Source organism: Pseudomonas sp. UYEF17 (genome assembly GCF_040546125.1).
GTDB lineage: Bacteria > Pseudomonadota > Gammaproteobacteria > Pseudomonadales > Pseudomonadaceae > Aquipseudomonas > Aquipseudomonas putida_Z.
Genome location: NZ_JBEPNE010000019.1, coordinates 1 through 19240 on the forward strand (window position 1 = coordinate 1; position 19240 = coordinate 19240).

17 protein-coding genes are annotated in these 19240 nt (G+C 63.0%); 2 read left to right on the top strand and 15 right to left on the bottom strand.

Features of this window, described 5'->3' with window-relative positions:
- Positions 1-150: 150 nt before the first annotated feature.
- The 9 genes from ABIB24_RS22330 to ABIB24_RS22370 form a co-directional block, all read right to left on the bottom strand.
- A complete protein-coding gene (locus ABIB24_RS22330) occupies positions 151-1401 on the bottom strand; it encodes an OprD family porin (protein ID WP_085615648.1) in 1251 nt (416 codons plus the stop codon).
- 54 nt (positions 1402-1455) lie between these two features.
- Positions 1456-2655, bottom strand: a complete 1200-nt coding sequence (locus ABIB24_RS22335; protein ID WP_137163879.1) for a benzoate/H(+) symporter BenE family transporter — start codon at positions 2653-2655, stop codon at positions 1456-1458.
- Between the two features lie 161 nt (positions 2656-2816).
- Positions 2817-3731, bottom strand: a complete 915-nt coding sequence (catA, locus tag ABIB24_RS22340) for a catechol 1,2-dioxygenase (RefSeq protein WP_354317250.1) — start codon at positions 3729-3731, stop codon at positions 2817-2819.
- Positions 3732-3761: 30 nt separating this feature from the next.
- The gene (locus ABIB24_RS22345; protein WP_354317251.1) at positions 3762-5111 is read right to left on the bottom strand and encodes an MFS transporter; all 1350 of its coding nucleotides are present in this window, start codon (positions 5109-5111) and stop codon (positions 3762-3764) included.
- A gap of 58 nt (positions 5112-5169) precedes the next feature.
- On the bottom strand, positions 5170-5931 hold the full coding sequence (locus tag ABIB24_RS22350) for a 1,6-dihydroxycyclohexa-2,4-diene-1-carboxylate dehydrogenase (RefSeq protein ID WP_274120538.1): 762 nt from the start codon (positions 5929-5931) through the stop codon (positions 5170-5172).
- Positions 5932-6130: 199 nt separating this feature from the next.
- Complete coding sequence (benC, locus tag ABIB24_RS22355) at positions 6131-7141, bottom strand: benzoate 1,2-dioxygenase electron transfer component BenC (RefSeq protein ID WP_354317252.1); 1011 nt, start codon at positions 7139-7141, stop codon at positions 6131-6133.
- A gap of 72 nt (positions 7142-7213) precedes the next feature.
- Complete coding sequence (gene benB / locus ABIB24_RS22360) at positions 7214-7699, bottom strand: benzoate 1,2-dioxygenase small subunit (protein ID WP_004374327.1); 486 nt, start codon at positions 7697-7699, stop codon at positions 7214-7216.
- Positions 7696-9054, bottom strand: coding sequence for a benzoate 1,2-dioxygenase large subunit (gene benA, locus ABIB24_RS22365; protein WP_137163874.1), 1359 nt, complete (start codon positions 9052-9054; stop codon positions 7696-7698). Before benA ends, benB begins: the two co-directional genes overlap by 4 nt.
- A 159-nt stretch (positions 9055-9213) precedes the next feature.
- Positions 9214-10170 carry a helix-turn-helix transcriptional regulator gene (locus tag ABIB24_RS22370; RefSeq protein ID WP_137163873.1) on the bottom strand — a complete coding sequence of 319 codons (957 nt, stop codon included), beginning with the start codon at positions 10168-10170 and terminating at the stop codon, positions 9214-9216.
- A gap of 482 nt (positions 10171-10652) precedes the next feature.
- Between ABIB24_RS22370 and ABIB24_RS22375 the strand changes: the two genes are divergently transcribed.
- Positions 10653-11384 (top strand): RHS repeat-associated core domain-containing protein, encoded by a 732-nt coding sequence (locus ABIB24_RS22375; protein WP_354317253.1) that lies wholly within the window; start codon positions 10653-10655, stop codon positions 11382-11384.
- Between the two features lie 174 nt (positions 11385-11558).
- Here the strand turns inward: ABIB24_RS22375 and ABIB24_RS22380 are convergent, their stop codons facing one another.
- The 4 genes from ABIB24_RS22380 to ABIB24_RS22395 form a co-directional block, all read right to left on the bottom strand.
- Entirely contained in the window at positions 11559-12614 is a 1056-nt protein-coding gene (locus ABIB24_RS22380) for a GlxA family transcriptional regulator (protein ID WP_354317254.1), read from the bottom strand.
- A 141-nt stretch (positions 12615-12755) separates the two neighbouring features.
- The gene (proX, locus tag ABIB24_RS22385; RefSeq protein ID WP_075045175.1) at positions 12756-13784 is read right to left on the bottom strand and encodes a glycine betaine/L-proline ABC transporter substrate-binding protein ProX; all 1029 of its coding nucleotides are present in this window, start codon (positions 13782-13784) and stop codon (positions 12756-12758) included.
- A 70-nt stretch (positions 13785-13854) separates the two neighbouring features.
- Complete coding sequence (gene proW / locus ABIB24_RS22390; protein ID WP_025339034.1) at positions 13855-14808, bottom strand: glycine betaine/L-proline ABC transporter permease ProW; 954 nt, start codon at positions 14806-14808, stop codon at positions 13855-13857.
- A gap of 19 nt (positions 14809-14827) precedes the next feature.
- Positions 14828-15988: a quaternary amine ABC transporter ATP-binding protein gene (locus ABIB24_RS22395; RefSeq protein WP_025339033.1), complete on the bottom strand. Its 1161-nt coding sequence runs from the start codon at positions 15986-15988 to the stop codon at positions 14828-14830.
- A gap of 417 nt (positions 15989-16405) precedes the next feature.
- On the opposite strand from ABIB24_RS22395, the gene ABIB24_RS22400 reads away from it, so the two are divergent.
- Positions 16406-17386, top strand: a complete 981-nt coding sequence (locus ABIB24_RS22400) for a LysR family transcriptional regulator (protein ID WP_025339032.1) — start codon at positions 16406-16408, stop codon at positions 17384-17386.
- A gap of 57 nt (positions 17387-17443) precedes the next feature.
- Here ABIB24_RS22400 and ABIB24_RS22405 read toward each other — a convergent pair whose 3' ends face one another.
- Both ABIB24_RS22405 and hisN read right to left on the bottom strand, forming a co-directional pair.
- Entirely contained in the window at positions 17444-18175 is a 732-nt protein-coding gene (locus ABIB24_RS22405) for a hypothetical protein (protein WP_137163872.1), read from the bottom strand.
- Positions 18176-18400: 225 nt separating this feature from the next.
- On the bottom strand, positions 18401-19192 hold the full coding sequence (hisN, locus tag ABIB24_RS22410; protein WP_085693207.1) for a histidinol-phosphatase: 792 nt from the start codon (positions 19190-19192) through the stop codon (positions 18401-18403).
- Positions 19193-19240 lie beyond the last annotated feature (48 nt).

Here is a 19240-nt window from a genome sequence, read left to right on the forward strand (position 1 = left end):
GGGAGCGGCTTTAGCCGCGAAGAATCCAACGCGGTGCATGGCACCGGCTGCGCCGGTGTTCGCGGCTAAAGCCGCTCCCACAGGGTCCCTGCTAACTCAATGAGTTATGTGCAGTTCCTACAAAGGTCCCGCAGGCACCCTGTGGATGCGTCAGAACAACTGCCAGGTGTACACCAGCGTCAAGCGGTTCTCGTCGATGTCGCTGCGGTAATTGGACCGGGCCATGGCATTGCGCACCCGGATCCCCAGCCCCTTCAGCACCCCGCCCTGCACGGCGTAACCGATGTCCAGGTCGCGCTCGCGGTCGCGCCCTTCATAACCCAGCCCAGTGTCGACATTGTTACCGGTGATGTAGCGCACGGTGGCCGTCAGCCCCGGCACGCCCATGGCCGCGAAGTTGTAGTCGTAGCGCACCTGGTACGAGCGTTCGTCGGTGTAGGCGAACTCGTAGGTCGGAACTTCGTTACCCAGCGGCGAGATGTTGGCGAATACCCGTGGGAACGGGCTGTCGCCATAGATGCCCTGGTAGCCGGCATGGAAGCTGTGCCCGCCATGCCGGGCCGTGAACATCGAGAAGAACGCCTGGTTGTCGATGTTGCCGAGCAACGCATCGCCATCCTCGCGTGCAGTGAAATACCCCAGGTTGGCGCTGAGCACCCAGTTGCCTACGGGCTTGCTGTGCTTGAGGCCGACAAAGCCCTGTTCATAGATGTCCTCCAGCTGCCCGTACCACAGGCTGACGCTGCTCTGGTTGGCATTGAACGCATAGTCCCCGCCCAGGTAGTTGAAGGCATCGCTTTCTGCCTGGCGCATCGGCACATGGCCGAGCATGGCGTTCATCTTGCCGTCGCCGCCTTCGTTGCGCAGGTGGGTGCTTTTCAGGTGCCCGGCCTGCACGGTCAGGCCGTCGATTTCCGCCGAGCTCAGGCTTGCGCCCTGGTAGGTGGGAGGCAACAGGCGGATGTCGCTGAAGGTCAGCACCGGCAGGTTGGGTTGCAGTTCGCCGACGCGCAATTCGGTCCTGGACAACCGGGCCTTGAAGGTGGGCGCCAGGCGGCTGTATTCGTCGGCGGCGCGGCCATCGCCGTGCACCGGCAGCAACCCGGTGTTGGTGCGGTCGGGGCTGCTGTCGAGCTTGATGCCCAGCAGGCCCAGGGCGTCCACGCCAAAGCCGACCGTGCCCGGGGTGTAGCCCGACTTGAAGTCGAGGATGAAGCCCTGGGCCCACTCCTCCGCCTTGGATTGCCGGTTGGCCCCGACGATGTCGGAGAAGTCGCGGCTGAAGTAGTAGTTACGGGCACTCAGGGTGGCCTTCGAATCTTCGAAGAAGCCGCCTTCGGCGGCCAGCAACGGTTGGCTGAGCAAAGTCAGGCCCAGGGCGACGCAAGGGGTGTGGTTCATTCCGAAGCTCTCTTGATCTTGTTTTTATGGGTAAAGCGTTGGAAGCACGGCGGTTCATGGGGTACGGCGCAGCACCTCCCGGGCACGTGGCTGGCGCAGCCTGAGCAACCCATGGCTCAGCAGGCCGAACAGCAGGCCCCAGAACGCTGCCGACAGGCCCAGGAAGGCCACCCCCGAAGCGGTGACCAGGAAGGTGAACAGCCCGGCATCGCGCTCGGTTGGTTCTGCCAGGCTGCGGGCCAGGGCTTCGCTGATGGCGCCATACAGGGCCAGCCCGGCCAGGGCGGCGATCAGGGCGGCGGGGAATGCTGCGAACAGCGACATCAGCGTGGCCCCGGCGATTCCCAGCAGCAGGTACAGCGCACTGCCAGCCACCGCCGCGACATAGCGCCGCCGTGGGTTTTCATGGGCTTCATGGCCAGTGCACAGGCTGGCAGTGACCGCCGCCAGGTTCAGCCCGTGGCAACCGAACGGCGCCAGCGCGGCGCCGGCCAGGGCGCTGGCACTGATGATCGGGCTGGCCGGCGTGGGGTAACCGGCGTTGCGCAGCACTGCCATGCCCGGCATGAACTGCCCGGTCAGGGCCACCAGCACCAGGGGCAGTGCCAGGCTGAATACCGCTGCCAGGCTGAACTGCGGGGTGACCCACTGCGGCGACGCCAGCTCCAGCACCAGCGCCTCGCTGCGAAACGCCCCGCTTGCCACGGTCACCACCGTGCCCACGCACAGCACCGCCGCCACGGCGTAGCGCGGCTGCAGCCGGCGCATCAGCACGTAGGTGACAAACATTGCCAGTACCAGCAGCGGTTGCACCGGCAAGGCGCGGAACACCTCGATGCCGAAGCTGAACAGGATGCCGGCCTGCATGCCGGCGGCGATGGAGCCTGGCAGGCGCGCGATGATGCGGTCGAAGGCCCCGCTGATGCCGATCAGCAGCAAAACCAGGTTGGCCACCAGGTAGGCGCCCACGGCCTGTTCCAGGCCCAGTTGCGGCAAGGCGGTGACCAGCAGCGCCGAGCCGGGGATCGACCAGGCGATCACCACCGGCACCCGATAGCGCAGGCTGAGCAGCGCGCCGAGCACGGCGCTACCCATGGACACTGCCCAGACCCAGGAGGACAGTTGCCGATGGGACAGGCCGGCGGCTTCTGCGGCGTGGAAGATGATCACCAGGGGGCCCGCGTAGGAGATCATCGTGGCGATGCAGCCGGCGACGATGGCGGACAGTGAACTGTCCTTGATCAGGGTTTTCATGGCACCTCTCGCAAGGCATCTGGCCGGGCTAGGTGACCGGCTCTTGTTCTTGTGTTGCCTTCTTCGCGGGTAAACCCGCTCCCACAGGGACTACACAGGTTCCAGCATTTGCGCCGTACCTGTGGGAGCGGGTTCACCCGCGAAGAAGCCAACTGGGTGGATCAGGCCTCCTGCAACGCCCGCGGCCGCCCACTGCGCTGCTCATCGGCACCGCCCTGGGCCCGCTGCAACTGGAAGTCGAATTTCAGCTCGGCATGCCGCCCCGCCTCGCCCTCGACGAACACCACCTCGCCCACCAGCCCATCGCGCGTGGCATAGGCAAAGTCATCCCACAGGTACTTGTCCCCGGCCAGGTTGATCTGCGTGGTCAGGTGCCGGTGCCCAGGCGCCGAGATGAAGAAGTGCACATGCGCCGGGCGCTGGCCATGGCGGCCCAGCAGGTCCAGGCACTCCTGGGTCGGCCCCTGCGGGTCGCAGCCGTAGCCTGACGGCACGATGGAGCGCGCGCGGTAGCGCCCTTGGGCATCGGTGACGATGCGCCGGCGCAGGTTGTACTCGGACTGGCTCTGGTCGAAGAACGAATAAGTGCCACGGGTATTGGCATGCCACAGGTCGACCGTGGCCCCCGGCAGCGGCCGGCCTTGCGGGTCGAGCACCTGGCCCTCCAGGTACATCAGCGTGGCAACGCCCTCCTCGCTGCCGTCGTCCATGCGCACTTCACCTTCGGCAATGGGCGCACCGGCCACGTACAGCGGGCCTTCGATGGTGCGTGGGGTGCCGCCGACCAGGCCTGCCTGCTGGTCCTTGGCATCCTGCAGCAAGTCGAGGAAGTGCTCGATGCCCAGCCCCGCCACCAGCAGCCCGGCCTCGCCACGGCCGCCCAGGCGGTTGAGGTAGTCGACGGCATGCCAGAACTCGTCCTCGCTGATTTCCAGGTCTTCGATCAGCCGCGCGGTGTCTTGCAGCAGGCGCTGCACGATGCGCTTCAGGCGCGGGCTGCCGGCATCGTTGCCAAAGCCTGCGGCCTCTTCGAAGAACTGCTGTACCTCGGCAGTGTGGGAAATTTTCACGGTCATGGTGGGTTACCTCATGTTGTTGTTCTGGAGTTACGCCTGCGCCGCAATGGCCTGGGCATGCCGACGGCCGCTGGCCAGGTGCACGGCCATGGCCAGCGCGGCAATTGCGCCGGGGATGGCGAAGGCGATGAAATTGAGTTGCAGGGGCAGGTTGATGCCCATCAGCGCACCACCCAGCAGCGGGCCGACGATGGCGCCGTTACGGCCGATGCCCGAGGCCCAGCCCAGCCCGGTGGAACGCACCGATAGCCCGTACAGCTGGGCGGCGCCGGCATACAGCAGGATCTGCGTGCCGATGGTGGTGGCGCCGGCTATGAAGATCAGCAGGTACAGCACCGGCATGGGGCTGTTGACGCCCAGCAGGCTGATCGACAGCGCGGCGGCAATGAAGAACGCCACCTTGACCTTGACCAGGTTGTAGCGGTCGCCCAGCCAGCCGCCGAGGATCGCCCCGGCCATGCCGCCGAAGTTCAGCGCCAGCAGGAACGACAGGCTCGAGCCCAGGCTGTAGCCGGCGTTGGCCATCAGCTTCGGCAACCAGGAACTGAGCGCGTAGACCATCAGCAGGCAGCAGAAGAACGCCAGCCACAGCGCCAGGGTGCGAATGGCCAGGCCGTTGCGGAACAGTTCGACTACAGCGGTGAACTTGCCGGCCCTTTCGCGGGACAAGCCCGCTCCCACAGGGGCGACCAGTACATCGTCAGGTTGCAGGTCGCAATCCGCGTCCAGCCGCTTGAGCAGCTTGCGGGCCTCGTCGGTACGGCCCTGGCGCACCAGGAAACCGATCGATTCCGGGAGGTGGTAGAGGATCACCGGCAACAGCAGCAATGGCACCGCTGCGGCGAAGAACATCGATTCCCAACCGAAACGCGGCAGCATGAAGATACCGACACCCGCCGAGAGCATGCCGCCCAGCGAGTAGCCACTGAACATGATCGCTACCAGCGTGCTGCGCAGGCGCTTGGGCGCGTACTCGTTCATCAGTGCCACGGCGTTGGGCATCAGGCCGCCACAGCCCAGGCCGGCAATGAAGCGGTAGATGCCGAACTCGCTCGGGCTGCTGGCAAAGCCGTTGAGGATGGTCGCCCCGGAGAACAAGGCGAAGCAGATGGCGATGCCCTTCTTGCGCCCGATGCGATCGGCCAGGCTACCGAACGCCAGGGCGCCGAACATCATGCCGAACAGCGCATAGCTGCCCAGTGCACCGGCCTGCAACGGGGTCAGGCCCCACTCTTTCATGATGACCGGCAGTACCACGCCGTAGATGAACAGGTCATAGCCGTCGAAGATCAGCAGCAGGCCGCACCAGGCCATGACCATCCAGTGGAACGGGGTAAAGCGCGCGTTATCGATGATCGGGTGTACGTCAAGGGTTCGCATGGCATCTGTCGCTCTTGTTTTTGTTGTGAAAGAAAGCTCTTTGCCTTGTGGGTGCCGCTCAGCCGAGGTCGCCGCCCCCTACCGGCAAGGTCACGCCGGTGATGTACGAGGCTTCGTCGGAAGCGAGGAACAGGATCGCGCCGACCTGCTCGTCGATGCTGCCGTAGCGGTGCATCAGGCTGCTGTCGAGGGTCTGGTCGACGATCTGCTGGTACCAGTGCCTTTCCTGTTCGGTCTGCTCGGCACTGTTGCGCGGCACGCGCCGGGGTGGCGCTTCGGTGCCGCCGGGAGCGGTGGCGTTGACCCGGATGCCCCGGCCGGCAGTTTCGAAGGCCAGGCACGCAGTCAGCGCGTTGACGCCGCCCTTGGCCGCGCCATAGGGCACGCGGTTGACGCCACGGGTGGCAATGGACGAGACGTTGACGATGGCGCCGCTGCCGCGTTCGAGCATGTACGGCAGTACGGCATGGCAGCACCACAGGGTGGGGAACAACGAACGGCGTACTTCGGCTTCGATCTGGTCCACTTCGTAGTGTTCGAAGGGCTTGGCCCAGATGGTGCCGCCGACGTTGTTGACCAGGATGTCGAGGCGGCCGAATGCTTCAACCGCGCTGGCCATGACCCGGGCGCAGTCGGCGTGTTGTTCCAGGTCGGCAGTGAGGGTGAGCATGCCCTCGCCGGCCAGTTCGTGAACCAGTTCGGAGCGGTCTACCGCGACCACTTGCGCGCCTTCGGCCTTGAGCCGCCAGCACACGCCACGGCCGATGCCCTGGGCGGCACCAGTGACCAGGGCGACCTTGCCTTGGAATCGGTTGTTCATCTCGATCTCCTACTCAGTCCAGCATTGCCGGGAGGGCTGCGCCCTCCATCGCGACGCAAGGCCGCTCCTACAAGCACCGCGGTCCCCTGTAGGAGCGGCCTTGTGTCGCGAAAGGGCCGCACCGCGGCCCCAGCAATCTGACAGTCAATTGAATGGAGGCCGCCCTCATCGGCACGAGACAGGCGGCCCTGGCAAAACCTCAGGCCGCCGCCGCGAACTTCTCGTAGTAGAAGTTCGCCGGGGTAATGCCCTGCTCGCGCACGTACTGGCTGACCGCCTCGACCATCGGTGGCGGGCCGCACAGGTACACATCCACATCACCATCGTTCAGGTGGCGCGGTTCGATGTGCTGGGTCACGTAGCCCTTCTGCGGGTACTGGCTGTCCGGGTTGGCCACGCAGGCGCTGAAGGTGAAGTTGGGGATGCGCGCCGCCAGCGCCTGCAGGCGGTCGAGCTCGACCAGGTCGAAGTCGTTGGTCACGCCGTAGATCAGGTGCAGCGGGTGCTCGCTGCCTTGCTCGGCGATCTTCTCCAGCATCGCGGTGAACGGCGCCAGGCCGGTGCCACCGGCCAGCAGCAACAGCGGGCGCTGGATCGGCCGCAGGTAGAAGCTGCCCAGCGGCCCGGCCAGGGTCATGCTGTCGCCGGCCTTGGCCAGGTTGGTCAGGAAGCTGCTCATCAGCCCGCCCGGCACGTTGCGGATCAGGAAGCTGACCTCGCCGTCCTTCTGCAGTGAACTGAACGAATAGGCGCGGCTCTGCTCGCTACCCGGCACCTTGAGGTTGACATACTGCCCCGGCAGGAAGGCCAGGCGGCTGAGGGCCTCGCCCTTGATCGACAGGGCAATGGTGCTGGCCGACAGCTGGCGGACATCGCTGATGGCAGCCTCGAAACTGGCCTGCTCGGTCTTGCACAGCTGCGACGAGGCCGGGATGCGGATGACGCAGTCGCTTTCGGCGCGCATCTGGCAGGTCAGTACGTAGCCTTCGGCGACTTGGTCTTCGCTCAGGGCGTCTTCGATGAAGTTGTCGCCCAGGTCGTAGCGCCCGGACTCGGCCTTGCACTTGCAGGTACCGCAAGCGCCGTCGCGGCAGTCCAGCGGGATGTTGATGCCCTGGCGGTAGGCGGCATCGGCCACGGTTTCATGGCCGGTGGCCTCGATGAAGCGGGTCACCCCGTCTTCGAAATTCAGTGCGATCTGGTAGCTCATGTTGCACCTCGCGGGCGAGCCGGGCCACGGCACATCGCAGGACGCACCGGGCAGCGCTCGCAAAACCCTGGATCAGATGTGGTAGATGTCGATGACCTGGCGCACGTAGTCGTTCTTCAGCACCACTTTCTTGGCCTTGATCAGCGGCTGCTCGCCGCGCAGGTCGAGGGTGTAGAAGCTGGTGCCGAAGTAACTGTCGGTGGTCTTGTAGCGGAAGCTCAGGGTGTGCCAGTTGAAGCGCACCTGGCAGCTGCCCTCGCCCTGCTCGACGATCTCGATGTTGCTGATGTTGTGCGAGGTGCGGGTGTCGGGCACGGTCGCACTGGAGCGCTCGGTCTTGATGCGGAACACCCGGTCTTCCAGGCCGCCACGGTTGCCGTACCAGATCAGCGAGATTTCGCTTTGTGGGTCTTCGGTAAGGGTGTCGTCATCGTCCCAGCTCGGCATCCAGAAGCTGGCATCGCTGGCGTACAGCTCCAGCCACTGGTCCCACTGGGCATCGTCCAGGTAGCGCGCTTCGCGGTAGAGGAAGTCGCGCACGGTTTCATAAAGGCTCATTGCACGGCCTCCACGGGGATCAGTTGCTGTTCGTCCTTCAGGGCCTGGATCATGGTGTCCTGCCAATACTTGTGCTGCAGCACGAACAGGCCTTCGTCCTCGGTGCGTACGCCCGACAGCAGCGGCTTGAGTTCGATCTCCCTGGCCGCCTCGTCGGCGCCTTCCACCCAGTGCGCAGCGCCGCGGGACATGTCGTTCCAGCCGGTGCCGCCGCCATAGCCGGTCTGGCACGAGCGGAACTCCTCCAGGTCATCCGGGGTGGCCATGCCGCTGACGTTGAAGAAGTCTTCGTACTGGCGAATGCGCTTGGCGCGGGCATCGGCGCTCTCGCCTTTCGGCGCGATGCAGTAGATGGTGATTTCGGTCTTGTTCACCGAAATCGGCCGGGCGATGCGGATCTGCGAGCTGAACTGGTCCATCAGGTACACGTTCGGGTACAGGCACAGGTTGCGCGAGTTCTCGATCATCCAGTCGGCACGGGCCTGGCCGAAGTCGGCGGCCAGCTGGTCACGGCGCTCGTAGGCCGGGCGGTCTTCGGGGTTGGCCCAGCGGGTCCACAGCAGCAGGTGGCCGTGGTCGAAGGAGTAGAAGCCACCGCCCTGCTTGGCCCAGGCGCCGGCACTCATGGTCTTGATCTCTTCACCCGCCTCGCGCTGCTTGCGCTGGTTCTGGGTGGCGGCGTAGTTCCAGTGCACGGAACTGACGTGGTAGCCGTCGGCGCCGTTCTCGGCGGTTAGCTTCCAGTTGCCTTCGTAGATGTACGAGCTGGCACCGCGCAGCACTTCCAGGCCTTCCGGCGACTGGTCGACGATCATGTCGATGATCTTGGCCGACTCGCCCAGGTGCTCGACCAGCGGCTTGACGTCGGCATTCAGGCTGCCGAACAGGAAGCCACGGTACGACTCGAAGCGCGCCACCTTGGTCAGGTCGTGGGAGCCGTCGCAGTTGAAGCTGTCGGGGTAGCCGGCGTTGCCTGGGTCTTTGACCTTGAGCAGCTTGCCGCTGTTGTTGAAGGTCCAGCCGTGGAACGGGCAGGTGTAGCTGGAGCGGTTGCCGCGCTTGTGCCGGCAGAGCATGGCGCCGCGGTGGCTGCAGGCGTTGAGGAAGGCATTGAGTTCACCGTCCTTGTTGCGCGCGATGAAGATCGGCTGGCGCCCCATGGTCAGGGTGAGGAAGTCGTTTTTCTCGGGGATCTGGCTTTCATGGGCCAGGTAGATCCAGTTGCCCTCGAAGATGTGTTTCATCTCCAGGTCGAACAGGCGTGGGTCGGTGAACATCTCGCGCTTGCAGCGGTAGATGCCCTTGTCACGGTCGTCCTCGAGCAAGGCATTGAGGTAGTCGAATCCCAGGGACATGGCCAGGGTCTCCCTTGTTATTGTTTAGACCTGGTCAGGTTAGGGATTGGTATTGGGCGGGAATATCCGGTTTGTGCGCGGTGCTATCCGTTTTGTGCAGGCTGGTGTTTCTGCGGGGCACTGTGGGAGCGGGTTTACCCGCGAAGAGGCCGGTGCGGCTCAGCGCCGATTACGCAAGGTTTCCGAGGGCAACTCGCCAAACTGCTGCCGATACACCTCGGAAAACCGCCCTAGGTGCATGAAGCCATAATCCATGGCCAGTTCGGTCACGCTGCGTACCGCGCAACTGGCATCACCCAGGCAGGCATGTACCTGCTCCAGCTTGCGCTGGCGCACATACTGCTTGGGCGTGGTCTGCAGATGCCGGTCGAACAATGCATACAACGAGCGCAGGCTCATGCACGCCTGCTCCGCCAGTGCTTCAGCTGTCAGTTCAAGCTTCAGGTTGCGCTCGATGTAGTCAAGAATGCGCTCAAGCCCCGCTTGCGGCGCGCTCAGGCTTTCGCGGCGGATATTGGTGCTCATCAAGGTCAGCAGCTTACTGGCGACGATCTGGCTGTAGTGGCCCTGCACCCTAGGCAGCGAATCGCCCACTTCCGCCTCATGGCAGACCATGGCCAGCAGGTTGACGAACCCGTCCAGTTCGTCCAGCCGGTAATGGTTGCGCAAGAACCGCACCCCGCCATCCGGGCGGTGCCAGCGCTGTTCGTCGCAGATCGAGTCCAGTAGCCGGGTCGGCACCTTGAGGATAAATTTTTCGCAGTCTTCCGAGTAGGTCAGGTCAACCGGGTCGTCGGGATTGATCAGCAGCAGCTCGCCCGGCACCAGGTGATGCTCGCGCTTGTGCCCGCGCCACAGGCAGTTGCCGTTGAGCAGCACCTGCAGGTGGTAGATGGTCTCCAGTGCCGGCGAGGTAACGCGCACGCTGCCGCCGTAGCTGATGCGGCACAGGTCGAGTTCGGCGAACTTGCGGTGGCTGAGGCTGGCTTGCGGATGAGTGGTGCGGGACAGACCGATGCAATGCTGGCCTACGTGCTGGTTCACATAATCGGACACAGCATAAGGGTCGGCGTGATGAAACACGCTACTGCGCTCGCTCAGCAGGCGGCTTTCCATAGGCAAGGCACTCGGATCGTTATTGTTCTGGTCGCCGCTTCCTACGGCCCGGTGGGCTGTGGTTGCGGTCGTCACGGTCATTCTATCGAGCCGGCTGCGGGTCGCGGGGGCAGGCGACAACCGGTGGATGGGCACACTTAAGCAAAAAGGCGGGGGTTGGGCAATGCGACCTTGGGAATGGATGGGCGGATAGCGGACGTTCATGACGGGAGAGATGTTCGGTTATCGAACGGTGTTTTCCTGTGCTGGCCTCTTCGCGGGTGAACCCGCTCCCACAGAGATCACCACTGCCGCAAGACCTGTGCAATACCTGTGGGAGCGGGTTTACCCGCGAAGAGGCCAGCACAGGCAACCGAAAGGTAAATGCACAGCCACATCCTGCCGCCCTGGTAAGTCAGGCTACCTGACATTTCTGACAGTAGCGACATCAGGAAAGCACTTTATAATCATGCTTATTGCATCTGTCATGCTGAGGATATCCCGTGTCACATCAGAACTCCTATATGTGCTATGGTTTTAGATCAACAACCTCAAGTTCGAGAATTGGTTTCAATGGCGAACATCAAGACCAACTTACCGGCTTCTATTTTCTGGGTAACGGCTACCGAGCTTACTGCCCTGATTTTTGCCGCTTCGTCAGCCCTGACAAACTCAGCCCATTCCAGTCAGGCGGCTTGAACAGTTACGCATACGTACTTGGCGACCCCATAAACAATACCGACCCAACAGGTCGTACGGCATTAAAAAAGCTGTATCAGTCAGGTGGAACCAAAGCCGTTGGCCAATACAAATCATACAACTGGTATGTCACTGACGCTGGAGAAGGCAACCCTGTCACGCTGAATGTCATGATGCTAGACCGCAAAGCGCGCCCCAAGCTTACCGAGTTCATTAAAGATGTCAATGAATTAGTCAGCACGACAAAAAAACAACTACCTTTAACGCTTGTGAATTTCCTGGTGGATCGACAGGCAATCAATAAAACCGAACTCGCACAAAACATGCTAAAACAACTCGCCGTCAGACATGAAGTTTCGGTGATCCATTATGCCCCCGCGCCTTCAAATGCTCTGTCTGGCTTGAACGACCAGAGGGTCTTTGGTGACACCACTAACATGCAAGCTGAACTCTACAATCCATTAAGCCAAAGCTCACACATCATCCAGAGCAACAGCGACCTCCGAAAAATGACCGAAGCTCGTAAGCGTTCATAGACAGCAGTATTAATTGCGTACAGCCTCTCAACGATACTGACGGAAGATGTTCGGTTATCGAACGGTGTTTTTCTGTGCCGGCCTCTTCGCGGGTGAACCCGCTCCCACAGAGATCACCACTGCCGCAACACCTGTGCAATAACCGCGAAGAGGCCAGCACAGGCAACCGAAAGTTCAGTGCACAGCCACATCCTGCCGCCCTGCCCACCCTTGGCTCCTTGCCCGGTACTGCCGCGGGGCAATGGCGAACAGCTCACGGAAGCGCCGGTAGAAATGCGGGAAGCTGACAAACCCGCTGGCCACCGCCACTTCGGTCAATGACTTGCTGGTGTGCTGCAGCAACTGCCGTGCATGGGTCAACCGCAGCTCCAGATAGTAACGCGGCGGCGTGGCCTGTACATGCCGGCGGAACAGGCGCTCCAGATGCCGCCTGGACAAGCCGGCATGCTCGGCAATCTCGTCGATGCCGATCGGGTCTTCGATATTGGCGTGCATCAGCTCCAGGGCCAGGCGCACGCCGTTGGGCAGGCTGGTGTCGATTTCCGGCGAGCTGGCAGGTGCATCACTCAGTACCCGCGCCCGGTCGCACGCCAGCATCTGCTCCACGGCGCGGCGCAACGCTACGCCACCGCACTGTTCAAGCAGCGCCAGCATCATGTCCAGCGCGCTACTGGCGCCCGCGCAGCTCATGCGCCGGCGGTCCAGCACATGGGCCTGGCGGCTGATGCGCACCTTGGGGAACAGCTCGCTCATCATCGCCCGGCCATCGGGGTGGAAGGCGCAATCATGGTCGTTGAGCAAACCGGCTTCGGCCAGGAAGTAGGCACCGTTCCACAAACCGCCCAGCTGGCAGCCGTGCTGGTCGGCCTGACGCAGCCTGGCGCGCAGCAGCGGTGCGGTTTCCAGGCGCACACGGAAGCCGCCGCACACCAGCAGGCAGTCCAGGCCTTGCACCTCCAGGTCGGCCAGTTGAGTGTTGACCGGCAGGGCGATGCCAAGGTCACTCATCACCTGGGTACCCTCACCCACCACCTGGACCTGGAACAACGGCGTGGCACTCATCAGGTTGGCGGTGACCAGGCTGTCCATGGCGGCGGTGAAGGCCATCATCGAGAAGTGCTCGCGCAGGACGAAGGCGACACGCTGGCATGGCATCGACAGCGAAGTGCGGATGGCCGGGTCCAGGTGGGCCAGGTTGGTGTTCTTGAGGATGCTTTCGAAGTGGCTCATGGCTATTAACTCAACAGCGGAAATCGCGTTGCCCCCTTCGCGGGTGAACCCGCTCCTACAGGTATCGCACAGTATTCAGAGCCTGTGCAGTACCTGTGGGAGCGGGTTCACCCGCGAAGGAGCCAATGCTAATGGATCAGATTACTTGCCAGCCTGGGCCGCAGCGTCACGCGATGCCTGCAGCCACTGGTCGAACTGCTGGCGGTGCGCCGCTACCCATTCCTTGGCATGGCGGGTGATGTCGGCAGGCTTCTTCTCGCCCTGCTGCATCTTCAGGTTCTGGTTGCTCTCGTCGTCGGTGCTGATCTGCACCAGCGACAGGAACTTCAGCGCTGCCGGGTTCTCTTCGGCAAAGTCCTTGTTCAGCACGGCCACCACCTTGTCGATGGCAAAGCCGAGGTTTTTGCCGTGGTACATCGTGTCGACATCATTCTTGCCATCCGGCAGGTCGGTCTTCGGCACTTCCAGCCAGACCACGTCCTTGCCCTCGACCAGCACGCTGGCGATCCACTGTGGCACCCAGGTGAAGTAGAAGATCGGCTTGCCTTCCTTGTAACGGGTGATGGTGTCGGCCATCAGCGCGAAGTACGAGCCCTGGTTGACGGTGATGCTCTTGTCCAGGTCGTAGGCTTTCATGTGGTGGGCAATCACCAGCTCGCAACCCCAGCCCGGGTTGCAACCGGTCATGTCGGCCTTGCCGTCACCGTCGGTGTCGAACAGCTTGGCGATCTCTGGCTTTTTGAGGTCGGTGATGTACTTGATGTTGTACTGGTCAGCGGTTTTCTTGTCGATCAGGTAGCCTTGGGCCACGCCCGGCAGAATGTCGCCGGTCTTGACCATCACATCGTCACCACCGGCCTGCTGGTAAAACTGGTTGTGCAGTTTGTCCCACAGGTGCACGGTGAAGTCGGCATCGCCGTTGGCCAGGGCCACCATCATCACGCCGTACTCGGTCTCCTTAGGCTCCTGGACCTTGTAGCCCAGCTCGCGCAGGCCTTCCATGGCCACTTCGCCACGGAAGCGCTCTTCGGCGATGGAGGGGAAGATCGGCGTAACCTTCACGCCCTCCCCCGGTTTTTCGGCCGAGGCGTGCGCGCCCAGCGCGGCTGCCACCAGGGTCAGCGCAGTGGCGCATTTGAGGATGCTGCGGGAGAACTTGGATTCGTGCATCGTCGCTTACCTTCTTCTGATTTTTATCTTCAAGTGCGGCAGATCGAACGTCTCAAAAGCCTTGCAGTGCTCAGGCGGTCTTGCGCCGCCCTTGCGGTTGCGCCACGCCACACAGGCGCATGACCACGCCTACCGGGCCGGTGTGGTACCAGCGCAGGCTCGGGTCGGCGCTGGTGCGGGCGCCCATGGCCTGGGTCAGGCGGTCAAGGAAGATCGCCAGCAGCACCAGCCCTACGCCACCGACCGTGGCCAGGCCCATGTCGAGGCGGCCGATACCGCGCAGGACCATCTGGCCCAGGCCGCCGACGGAAATCATCGAGGCGATCACCACCATCGACAGCGACAGCATCAGGGTCTGGTTGAGGCCGGCCATGATGGTCGAGGTGGCCAGCGGCAGCTGCACGCGGGTCAGCATCTGCCGTGGGGTGCAACCGAAGGCACGGGCGGCCTCGATCTTGTCTTCCGGCACCTGGCGAATGCCCAGGTTGGTCAGGCGCACCAGTGGCGGCAGGGCGAACACGATGGTTACCAGCACGCCGGGCACGTTGCCGATACCGAACAGCATCACCACCGGTACCAGGTAGACGAAGGCCGGCAGGGTCTGCATGGCGTCGAGCAGCGGGCGGATGATGCGCTCCAGGCGGTCGCTGCGGGCACACAGGATGCCCAGCGGTATGCCGATGACCGCGCAGAAGAACACCGAGGTCAGCACCAGCGCCAGGGTGGTCATGGATTCGGCCCATACGCCGATCAGCCCTAGCAAGGTCAGGGTGACGAAGCACAGCACGGCCATGCGCTTGCCGGCCAGCTGCCAGCCCAGCAGCGAGGAGAGGATGATGCCGATGGTGGGTGGGATGCTCTGCAGGGTGAACTCGATGCCATTGAGCACCTGGTCGATCGGCCAGCGGATGGCGCGGAACACCTCGCGGAAGTTGTGCACCAGGAAGTTCAGGGTGGCGGTGACCCAGTCGCCCAAGGGGATGGTGGCCGCCTGGAACGGGTCGAGAATGCTGAATTCGGACATGAGGGTGTACCTCTGGGTATTAGTGGCGGCTCAGGGTCTGCAACAGCTCGTTCTTCGACAGCGTGCCCTTGAAGGCGCCCTGGCGGTCGAGCACCGGTACCGGGTACGGCAGGTCGGCCGCCACCCCGAGCACTTCGTGCAGTGGCGTGTCGGTGTATACCGGGCACTGCTCGTGCAGGCTGTAACGCTCACTGGCGGTAGCGCCGTTGGCGTCGGTGTCGACCACGCCCAGCAACTGCCCGCGGTCATCGACCAGGTAGCCGAACGGCACGCCGGCCTGGAAGCTCGGTGCCTTGCCGTTGACCTTGCACACCACCGCCGGGTCGAACTTGGCCACATCACCGGCCTTGAGCACCCGCGAGCTGTCGAAGCTCTTGAAGAAGGTGCGCACGTAGTCGTTGGCCGGCTGGTTGATCAGCTCCTGCGGGGTGCCGATCTGCACCACGCGGCCACCTTCCATGATCGCGATGCGATGGCCGATGCGGATGGCTTCCTCGATGTCGTGGGAAATGAAGATGATGGTGCGCTGCTGCTCGGCCTGCAGGCGGATCAGCTCGCCCTGCATTTCGCTGCGGATCAGCGGGTCGAGCGCGGAGAACGCCTCGTCCATCAGCAGGATCGCCGGGTCGTTGGCCAGGGCCCGGGCCAGGCCTACACGCTGCTGCATGCCGCCAGACAACTGGTGCGGGTAGCTGTTTTCATGGCCGGCCAGGCCAACCTGGCTCAATGCTTCACGGGCGCGGCTGTGGCGTTCGGCCTCCGCTACGCCGGCAATCTCCAGGCCGAACGCGGTGTTTTCCAGCACGCTCATGTGCGGCATCAGCGCAAAGGACTGGAACACCATGCCCATTTCCTTGCGGCGCACATCCAGCAGGGCTTTGTCGGAGAGCCCGGTGATTTCCTTGCCGTTGAGGTGAATGCTGCCGGAGGTGGGCTCGATCAGGCGGTTGAACAGCCGCACCATGGTCGACTTGCCCGAACCGGACAGGCCCATGATGACGAAGATTTCGCCACGCTTGACGGAAAAGCTTGCATCGAACACGCCGACGACGTGGCCGGTCTTGCTGAAGATTTCGTTCTTGTCGGCCCCCTTGCGGAGCATCTCCATGGCCATGTTCGGGTTGGGACCGAACACTTTGAAGATGTTTTTTACCGAAAGAATCTCATCGGCATGGCTCATACGACCCTCTTTATTATGCTTATTAACCAATCTTTCAACATCGCACTTTCAATAAGGCGGGTAGAGATCAGTGCGAGTACGCTTGGCAGTCCGTTCAAATTCGAACGTGAGTCAAAACCGGCACGCAGAATGTCCTGCTTCAAAGTTGTCCGACTATCGATGTCTCGAATGTCGCGCCGTGGGTTCAACGTTAGGCCTTGAGCCAGAGCGGGTCCAACGACATTTGTTTCACGCAAACCATTACCTGAAGTTATCAATCAGGGCCTGAGCCCCGAGCCACAGCCTGGCGCAGTGCGCTTGAATGCAGGCGCAGCCTTGTGCAGCGAAGAGACCGGCTCATACACTTGAGCCATGGGTGCCTGCAGGGGCCCTTTCGCAGCACAAGGCTGCTCCTACAAAGGACTGCACCCCACCGACATGGTCAGACACTCCGAACCCGATCAGACGCTGATCAAGATGCCCTCGCTGCGTGCGGTCAAAGTCTTCGTCGCCGCCGCCAAGTACCAGAACTTCACACGCGCCGCCGAGGCGCTGTGCGTGACCCAGGCAGCGGTCAGCCGGCAAATCCGCGAACTGGAAACCTACCTGGGCGCCGAGTTGTTCACCCGCGTGGGCCGTGCGGTGGAGCTGACGGTGGCCGGTTCGATCTTCTTCGATGCGGTGCAGTTGTCGTTCGTCAACATTTCCCAGGCTGCCGAGCGCATTCGCAGCAACACCAACAGCAAGCAGGTGGTCACCCTGTGCTGTTCGCCGGCCTTCGCCGCCTTGTGGATGGGGCCGCGGATGCCGAGGTTCTTCGATGAGAACCCGGACATCGACATCAACCTGGTGACCACGCAGAACTTCCTGGCCATGGAGCCCGGGGTTCGCCCGGACATCTACATCACCAAACTGGGCAAGGTGCAGGCGGGCTACAGCTCGCACCAGCTCAACCACGACGTGATCTACCCGGTGTGCACACCGCTGTACCTGGCGCAGCACCCGGAGGTGCGTACCCTGCAGGGGCTACGCGATGGCACGTTGTTGAACCTCAGCCCTTATGGCCGCTCGCAGGTGGCCGAGCACGTGGACTGGAACGTCTGGTTGGCGTTCCATGACATCGACCTGAAAAGCCGCGCCAACACCGGCCCGCACTTCTTCAATGCCAACGATTACAACCTGCTGGTGCAGCTGGCCCTGGGTGGCCAGGGCGTGGCGCTGGGCTGGCACCACCTGGTAGAGCCGCTGGTGGCCCAAGGGCTGCTGGCAAGGCCGGTGGAAGAGGAACTGGTGCTCAAGGATACCTTCCACTTCCTGGCGTTCAACGAAGACAAGGACCATGACTCCAGTTGCTGCCGCTTGCGGGACTGGTTGCTGGCGGAGTTTCAGCCGTTGCTGGAGTCGTTGCGTACCCGCTGAATGTCGGTTGCCTGTGCCCGCGAAGAGGCCGGTACAGGCACCCCGGAACCGCCCACTTCACTGCACCGGCAGGAAGTTCATCAACAACAGGCTTTGCGCATAATTCAAGCCAATCCGCCTGTATCGCTCATCCAGCAACTCCGCCAGCAAGTCCAGCCGTGCCACGATCTTGCCGAACTCAACGGCAAAACTCAGGTTGCTGCCCTCTTCCGAGATTTCGTTGGAGAACAACAGCAGCACGCCATTGGCATCCTGCCGCTGGCTCAACATCCAGGTGGCCTTCTCGATATTGCGCGCCGCGTTGTTGACGAACAGCGGGTCGATGGTATCGGTCATGTAGAACTCGGTACGCCCGCCGTGGGCGGTGATCAGCATGCTGCCGATGGCGTAGATGAAGGCGCCCACCCGGTCACCGCGAAACTCGGGGCTCAGGGCAAAGCTCAAGGCTGCCAGGTCGCGACGGTTGCCCAGTTGCGGCAAGGGCTGGCGTTGTTCGATGGCGATACGGATCTGCCGCTCGGCAGTGGCCGCGTCCACGTAGCCGGACAGCTTCCACTGGTTGGGGTTGCGCAGATAAAGCTTGTTCATCAGCAGGTACAAGCTCTGCAGGTTGTCGCGCATGGACAGCGTGGCCAGGCGGTCGACGCTGGTCTGGAACAGTTCGCTGGGCTTGCCGTTGCCGAGCTGGTTGACCATGTCGCGACCCTGCTGCTGGGTGCAGGCGCACAGGCACGTGAGGGTGCCTGCCAATAGCAGGCGGAGGAAGAATTTTGGCTTGCTTGCAACCATCGGCACCGGGTCGATATTCGGCGGCCGCACCGGGGATCAGTGTGGCCTGGCCAAGCATAGAGCCCGGAAATTGGAAAAAGTGCGGTGATCGGGGGTTTTGCATACCTGTGCCGGCCTCTTCGCGGGTAAACCCGCTCCCACAAGATCATCACATATCTTGAAAACTGCGCAGTACCTGTGGGAGCGGGTTTACCCGCGAAGAGGCCGGCACAAGCAACACATGAATCACATGGCGTGACGCAACATCTCCACCACCTGTGCATGCAGCGCCGGGTCACCACAGGCCACCACGCACCCGCCATTCTGCGCGCTGCTGCCATCCCACGCCGTGATCACCCCGCCCGCCCCTTCGATGATCGGCATCAGCGCCTGCACGTCATACGGCTGCAGGCTCGCCTCGACGATCACATCGACAAACCCGGAAGCCAGCATGCAGTAGGCATAGCAATCGCCACCGTAGCGCATCAGGCGCGCCTTGCCGGCAACGGCTTCGAATGCAGCCTTGCGCGCGGCGGTATCGAACATGTCCGGCGTGGTGCACATCAGCGTGGCCGAGGCCAGGTCGGCACAGGCGCGGGTCTGCAACGGCGTACCGCTGCGCCAGGCGCCTTCCGGTGTGCCGACAAAGCGTTCGCCGGTGAACGGCTGGTTCATCACCCCTACAACCGGGCGCGTGCCGTCGTTCAGGGCAATCAGCGTGCCCCACAGCGGCAGGCCGGTGATGAAGGCGCGCGTACCGTCGATCGGGTCGAGCACCCAGGTCAGCGGGCTGCTGCCGACTGCCACGCCGGCCTCTTCACCGAGGATGCCGTGGTCGGGATAGCGGGCCTGGATCAGCTCGCGCATGGCGTCCTCGGCTGCCTTGTCGGCCACGGTCACCGGGTCGTACAGGCGCCCACCCTTGTCCTCGACGTCCAGGCTGGCGCGAAAGTATGGCTTGATCGCCACGGCAGCAGCATCGGCCAGCTGCTCGGCGAAGGCGCGGAATTCACCGATCTGTTCAGCACTCAGGGACATGGGGCGGGCCTCGTGAAAATGATGGGGCCCGCATAATACCCGACACAC